Genomic DNA, 5,538 nt, shown 5'->3' with positions numbered 1-5,538 from the left:
CCTTTACTTCTTGGCCTTGTCCTTGGACTCGTCCGTGGTGAGGGCGGCGATGAAGGCTTCCTGCGGGACCTCGACGCGGCCCACCATCTTCATGCGCTTCTTGCCTTCCTTCTGCTTCTCCAGCAGTTTGCGCTTCCGGGTGATGTCACCGCCGTAGCACTTGGCGAGAACGTCCTTGCGGATGGCCCGGATGCTTTCCCGGGCAATGATCCGGGAGCCGATGGCGGCCTGGATGGGCACCTCGAACTGCTGCCGCGGAATCAGTTCGCGCAGCTTGCCCGTCATCATCACGCCGTAGGCGTAGGCCTTGTCACGGTGGGTGATGGCACTGAAAGCGTCAACTTGCTCGCCCTGGAGCATGATGTCCACCTTGACCAGGTCGGCCACCTGGTCGCCGTCGGCCTTCCAGTCCAGCGAGNGAGCCGTAGCCGCGGGTCTTGGATTTGAGGATGTCGAAGAAATCAAAGACGATTTCGGCCAGCGGCAGGCGGTACCGGATTTCCACCCGGTCCTCGGAGAGGTAGTCCATGCCGCCCATAACGCCGCGCCGGCTTTGGCACAGCTCCATGATGGCGCCGACAAACTCGTTCGGCGCAAGGATCGTGGCGGAGACCATCGGCTCGCGGACCTCAGCAATCTTGCCGCTGGGGTATTCGCTGGGGTTCGTGACGTGGACGACCTTCTTGTCCTCCAGCGTCACCTCGTATTCCACGTTGGGGGCGGTGGAGATCAGGTCCAGGTTGTATTCGCGTTCGAGCCGCTCGCGGGTGATTTCCAGATGCAGCAGGCCCAGGAAGCCGACACGGAAACCGAAGCCCAGCGCCGCGGACGTCTCGGGCTCATAGACCAGCGCCGCGTCGTTGAGCATCAGTTTCTCGAGGGCATCGCGGAGCACCGGATAGTCCGTGCCGTCCAGCGGATACAGTCCGGAGAACACCATCGGCTTGGCATCGGCATAGCCGGGGAGGGATTCCGTGGCGGGCTTGGCCAGGTTGGTGACGGTGTCGCCCACCTTGGACAGGCGGACGTCCTTTACACCGGTGATGAGGTAGCCCACTTCGCCGACGCCGAGGCCCTTGGAGGGGGTGGGCTCCGGGGAACTGACACCGATCTCGAGCAGTTCGTGCGTGGCACGGGTGGACATCATCTGGATGCGTTCGCGGGGGTGCAGCATGCCGTCCACCACGCGGACGTAGGTGACCACGCCGCGGTAGGTGTCGTAGACAGAGTCGAAGATCATGGCCCGGGCGGGGGCGTTGGGGTCGCCCACGGGGGCCGGCAGGTCGCGGACGATCTTGTCCAGCAGGGCCTCGACGCCCATGCCGGTCTTGCCGGAGACGCGGAGAACGTCGTCGGGGTCGCCGCCGATCAGGTTGGCGAGTTCCGCGGCGTACTTCTCGGGCTGCGCCGCCGGGAGGTCGATTTTATTCAGGACCGGGATGATCGTCAGGTTGTTTTCCATCGCCAGGTAGAGGTTGGCGAGGGTCTGGGCCTCGATGCCCTGGGCCGCGTCCACGAGCAGTATGGCCCCTTCACAGGCCGCGAGCGAGCGGGAGACCTCGTAGGTGAAGTCGACGTGTCCGGGGGTGTCGATCATGTTCAGCGCGTAGCTGATGCCGTCGAGCTCCCAGGGCATACGGACTGCCTGGGACTTGATGGTGATGCCGCGTTCGCGCTCAATGTCCATGCGGTCCAGGTACTGGGCCTTCATGTCACGGGACTGGACGACGCCGGTGTACTGGAGCATCCGGTCGGCCAGTGTGGATTTGCCGTGGTCAATGTGCGCAATGATGCAGAAGTTCCGGATGATGGCCGGATCTGTTGCGGCGGGCACCGGGGCGGTGCGGGCCATGGGAGACACGCAGGGTCCTTACTGTTGGCTTTTTCCACGGACCGGCGCTGAGGCTGGTTTCCCATCCTGCGACGTGCCGCATAGCTGAACCTATAGTCTCCCACGTCCGGACCCGTGGAAGTGCATCCCTGCATTCAGTAGCTGCACTGAATTGCCGCGATGATTCTCTCCCCTTGACGCGCGCCGCGAAGCGCGGCCCCCTCGGCCGCCGCCCTGCTGCCGCCCTGCCGCCTGCCCGGGTGGGGTGCCGGTATGGTTTCCCCATGGCTTGGAACTTACGCTCGATCGGCAATGCAGTCCGCAGTACTTTGCGCTTCCTGGAGGGGCGCTCCGGCTCCGCGCCCGGCAGCTCGGGCAAGGCCCGGCCGGCCGGCACAACGGCAAAATCCGGGCAGGCCGCTGCCGGCCTGACCGGCACCTATCCCGGAGACTTCCGGGGAACGGCAAAGATCAGCTACGCCCCCTCCCCCAACGGCCGCCCCGAGCCGGGCGAAGTCGTCTGGACCTGGGTGCCGTATGAAGAGGACCACTCGCGGGGCAAGGACCGCCCAGTGCTGCTGGTGGGCACCAGCGGCCGCTTTCTGCTGGGCCTCATGCTGACCAGCAAGGACCACGACGGCGACCCGCGCCGGGCGGACGACTACGTTGACATCGGCACCGGCCCCTGGGACCGGCAGTGGCGCCCCAGCGAAGCGAAACTGGACCGCATCCTGCAGATCAACCCGCAGGACGTCCGGCGCGAGGGCGCCATCCTCGACGCCGGAAGCTTCAGCGTCGTCGCCGCCGCCCTGCAGACGCGCCAAGGCTGGCGCTGACCGGCGGCCCAATCGGCACCCTGCCGGCGTCTCTGCTACTATTGACAGCTGTGTGTCCGTGCAGGTCGACGGCCACAGATGGTTGGTCGCCATAGGTATCCCCACGCCGCTCAGTCAATGGCCAATCTGAAAGCCCTCTAGACCATTTTCCGCATTGAAAAAGAGAGTTCACACGTGGCTAATATTAAGTCCCAGAAGAAGCGCATCCTCACCAACGAGAAGGCTCGCCTGCGCAACAACGCAGTCAAGTCCGAGTTGAAGACTGCCATCCGCGCCGTCAACACCGCCGTTGAGTCCACCGACAAGGATGCTGCGGCTGCCGCACTGCTTTCTGCCAGCCGCAAGCTGGACAAGGCTGTCAGCAAGGGCGTTCTCCACAAGAACAACGCCGCAAACCGCAAGTCGGCCATCTCCAAGAAGGTCAACGCGCTGTAAGGTTTCCAGTTCACTTGAACTGACGATTGTGGCCGGCACCCCAGGTGCCGGCCACTTCCAGTTAAGCCGCACACTAAGGGGCAACCTGCGCCGGCAAATTACGTTGCCGGCGCCGCAAGTGCTGCGTTAGCGGCGCACCGACGTCGCAATCACCGTTACGGCGTGTTCGACGGCGTAGACCGGGTCACGGGACAGGCCTTTGACCTGGGCATCAGCCTCGGCGGTCACCTGGATGGACCGGACGAGGCCCTCAGGGGTCCAGCGCCGGACCTCCCGCTGCGCCTGCTCGACCAGCCAGGGCTGCATGCCCAGTTGCTTGGCAATCTGGGACGAGGACCCCTGGGCGCCGGCCACCTTGGCCAGGGTGCGGAGCTTCGAGGCCAGCGCGGCCACAAGCGGAACCGGGTCCGCCCCCGTATCGAGGGCGTGGCGGAGGGTGGAAAGAGCCAGCGGGGCGTTCCCGGCCATCGCGGCATCGGCCACTTTGAAGGCGGTGGCTTCCACCCGGCCCCCGTAGTACCGGTCCACCATGGCGGAGTCCACCGCGGTGGCGGCATCGGCGATCAGTTGGCTGCAGGCGGCCGCCAATTCGGCCAGGTGGGCGCCGACGGCGTTGACCAGGGCATGCACGGCCTCGGGTTCGATGCGCCGGGACGCGGCCTTGAACTCGTTCGTCACGAAGGCGATCTTGTCCGCGTCCTTCTTCAGGGGCTGGCAGTCGACCACAGGCCATCCGCCGGCTTTGATGGCGTCCAGGAGTTTCTTGCCGCGCACGCCGCCGCTGTGGCGGAGGACCAGCACGGCGTCGGGCTCGGGCCGGGCGAGGTACTTCAGTCCGTCGGTCAGGAAGGCATCGTTCATGCCCTCCAGCCCTTCCACCTCAATGAGCTTCTGCTCGCCGAAGAGGGACGGGCTGACGTTCATGGCAAGGGAGCCCGGCTCGTAGTTGCCGGCATTGAGCCGGGTGACTTCGACGTCGGGGGCTGCGGCGCGGACCTGCGCCCGGATGCGGTCCATGGCGCGGGAACCCAGGTAGTCTTCCGGCCCGCCGACCAGCACGACGGCGGCCGGGGTCACATCGCGCCAGGTGGCGGTGTTCGATGCCGCGGGCCGGGCGCGTGGGGTCTGGGCAGCAGCCACTGAGGTTTCCTCCCGGAAGATTGTGTGCAGACTCTAAGCCTGCCACGGCCTGGGCGGTGCACCAAGCCGGGCCGGCGCCTTCCCCGCGGTACCCGCCGGCCTTCACCGCGCGGCGGCATCCGGTTGAGCAGGGCCACCGTCCGCTCATGCGCCGCGAGGGCCAGCCCGACCGTGCGGGCCGGGTGGAAGGCCAGCCAGCAGGCGGCCAGGGCGGAGGCGGATAAGAGTGTCATCGTGGCAGCGCCAAATGCCCCTTCCGGCCATGGCAGGACGGCGCCGGGCAGGCGGGCGAAAAAGCGGGCGGTTCCTCCCACCCCGTTGGCGAAGGCGGCAGCGACGGCCAGCGGCACGGCTGCGAGGTCCGGGGCGAGCGGCACCAGCGGCACGGCCGCGGTCCCCAGCAGCGTGACCGGGGCAACGAGGATGGCGGCTACGACGTTGGCTGGCAGGGCATAGGCCGGGAACTGCGGCTGCAGCAGGACGATCACCGGCCCGCAGAAAGCCTGTGCGGACAGCGGAACCGCGACTCCCGCGGCCGCCCAGCGCGGCACCGCTGCCGGGAACCACGCCATGATCGGCCGGCCCGTCACCACGATGCCGAGGGTAGCAAGCACGGAGAGCAGGAATCCGAAGCTGGTGGCAAGCCCGGGTTGTGCCAGCACGAGTCCGGTCACGGCAAGGCACAGGAGGCTCAAGCCCCGCCCTGGCCGGCCGCCGGCCAGGGCCGCGAGCCCAATGGCGCCCATCACGGCGGCGCGCAGGACGCTGGAGTCCGGGCCGACCATCAGGACGAACAGGCCGAGCCCCACGAGGCAGAGGGCCGAGGTGAACGCCCGGTTGAGCCGCAGGCTGCGCGCAGCCAGCAGGAGTGCGCCCAGGATGACGCTGCAGTTGGCGCCGCTGACTGCTGTCAGGTGGGTCATCCCGACGGATTTCATGGCCGTGTCCAGCTCCGCATCCAGGGAGCTGGTGTCGCCCGTGACCATACCCGGCAGGAGTCCCCGGGCATCTCCGTCGAGTTGTCCTGCGGCATGGGTGAAACGGCTGCGGAGGTCCGCCGGGCCGCGCTGCCAGGGGCCCGGTGTTCCGACCGCGATCGGGGTCGAACTTGCCGACAGGACCGCCGCTTCGGACTGGCCCGGCCCGGAAGGCTTGAGTTTGCCGGTGGTACGGATCCGTTGCCCGGGGATGGCGTGCTGCCAGCCGGGCCCGCCCAGGACCAGCAGCCTGGCCGGCGTGTGCACCCGGCGCGCGTCGAAGGTCATGTCGATCAGTGTGACCGGCACGGCCGACCGG

4 protein-coding genes and 1 pseudogene are annotated in these 5,538 nt (G+C 67.3%); 2 read left to right on the top strand and 3 right to left on the bottom strand.

Features of this window, described 5'->3' with window-relative positions:
- Window positions 1–3 precede the first annotated feature (3 nt).
- A pseudogene (gene lepA, locus K789_RS22265) lies at window positions 4–1,861 on the bottom strand (translation elongation factor 4).
- A gap of 254 nt (window positions 1,862–2,115) precedes the next feature.
- On the opposite strand from lepA, the gene K789_RS0104205 reads away from it, so the two are divergent.
- Window positions 2,116–2,667, top strand: coding sequence for a type II toxin-antitoxin system PemK/MazF family toxin (locus tag K789_RS0104205; protein WP_024365663.1), 552 nt, complete (start codon window positions 2,116–2,118; stop codon window positions 2,665–2,667).
- A gap of 174 nt (window positions 2,668–2,841) precedes the next feature.
- On the top strand, window positions 2,842–3,102 hold the full coding sequence (rpsT, locus tag K789_RS0104200) for a 30S ribosomal protein S20 (RefSeq protein WP_024365662.1): 261 nt from the start codon (window positions 2,842–2,844) through the stop codon (window positions 3,100–3,102).
- Between the two features lie 126 nt (window positions 3,103–3,228).
- Here the strand turns inward: rpsT and holA are convergent, their stop codons facing one another.
- The gene (gene holA, locus K789_RS0104195; protein WP_029704470.1) at window positions 3,229–4,242 is read right to left on the bottom strand and encodes a DNA polymerase III subunit delta; all 1,014 of its coding nucleotides are present in this window, start codon (window positions 4,240–4,242) and stop codon (window positions 3,229–3,231) included.
- On the bottom strand, window positions 4,176–5,538 hold a 1,363-nt coding region (locus tag K789_RS0104190), incomplete at its 5' end, for a ComEC/Rec2 family competence protein (protein ID WP_024365660.1). The genes holA and K789_RS0104190, both read right to left, overlap by 67 nt.

This window comes from Arthrobacter sp. TB 26, assembly GCF_000427315.1.
In the GTDB taxonomy this organism is placed as follows: domain Bacteria; phylum Actinomycetota; class Actinomycetes; order Actinomycetales; family Micrococcaceae; genus Arthrobacter.
This window is presented reverse-complemented; position numbering and strand designations above follow the sequence as displayed.

What these genes read in the sequence shown, in the direction of transcription:
- K789_RS0104205 (WP_024365663.1), top strand. Translation starts at nt 2,116, where the DNA reads ATGGCTTGGAACTTACGCTCGATCGGCAATGCAGTCCGCAGTACTTTG.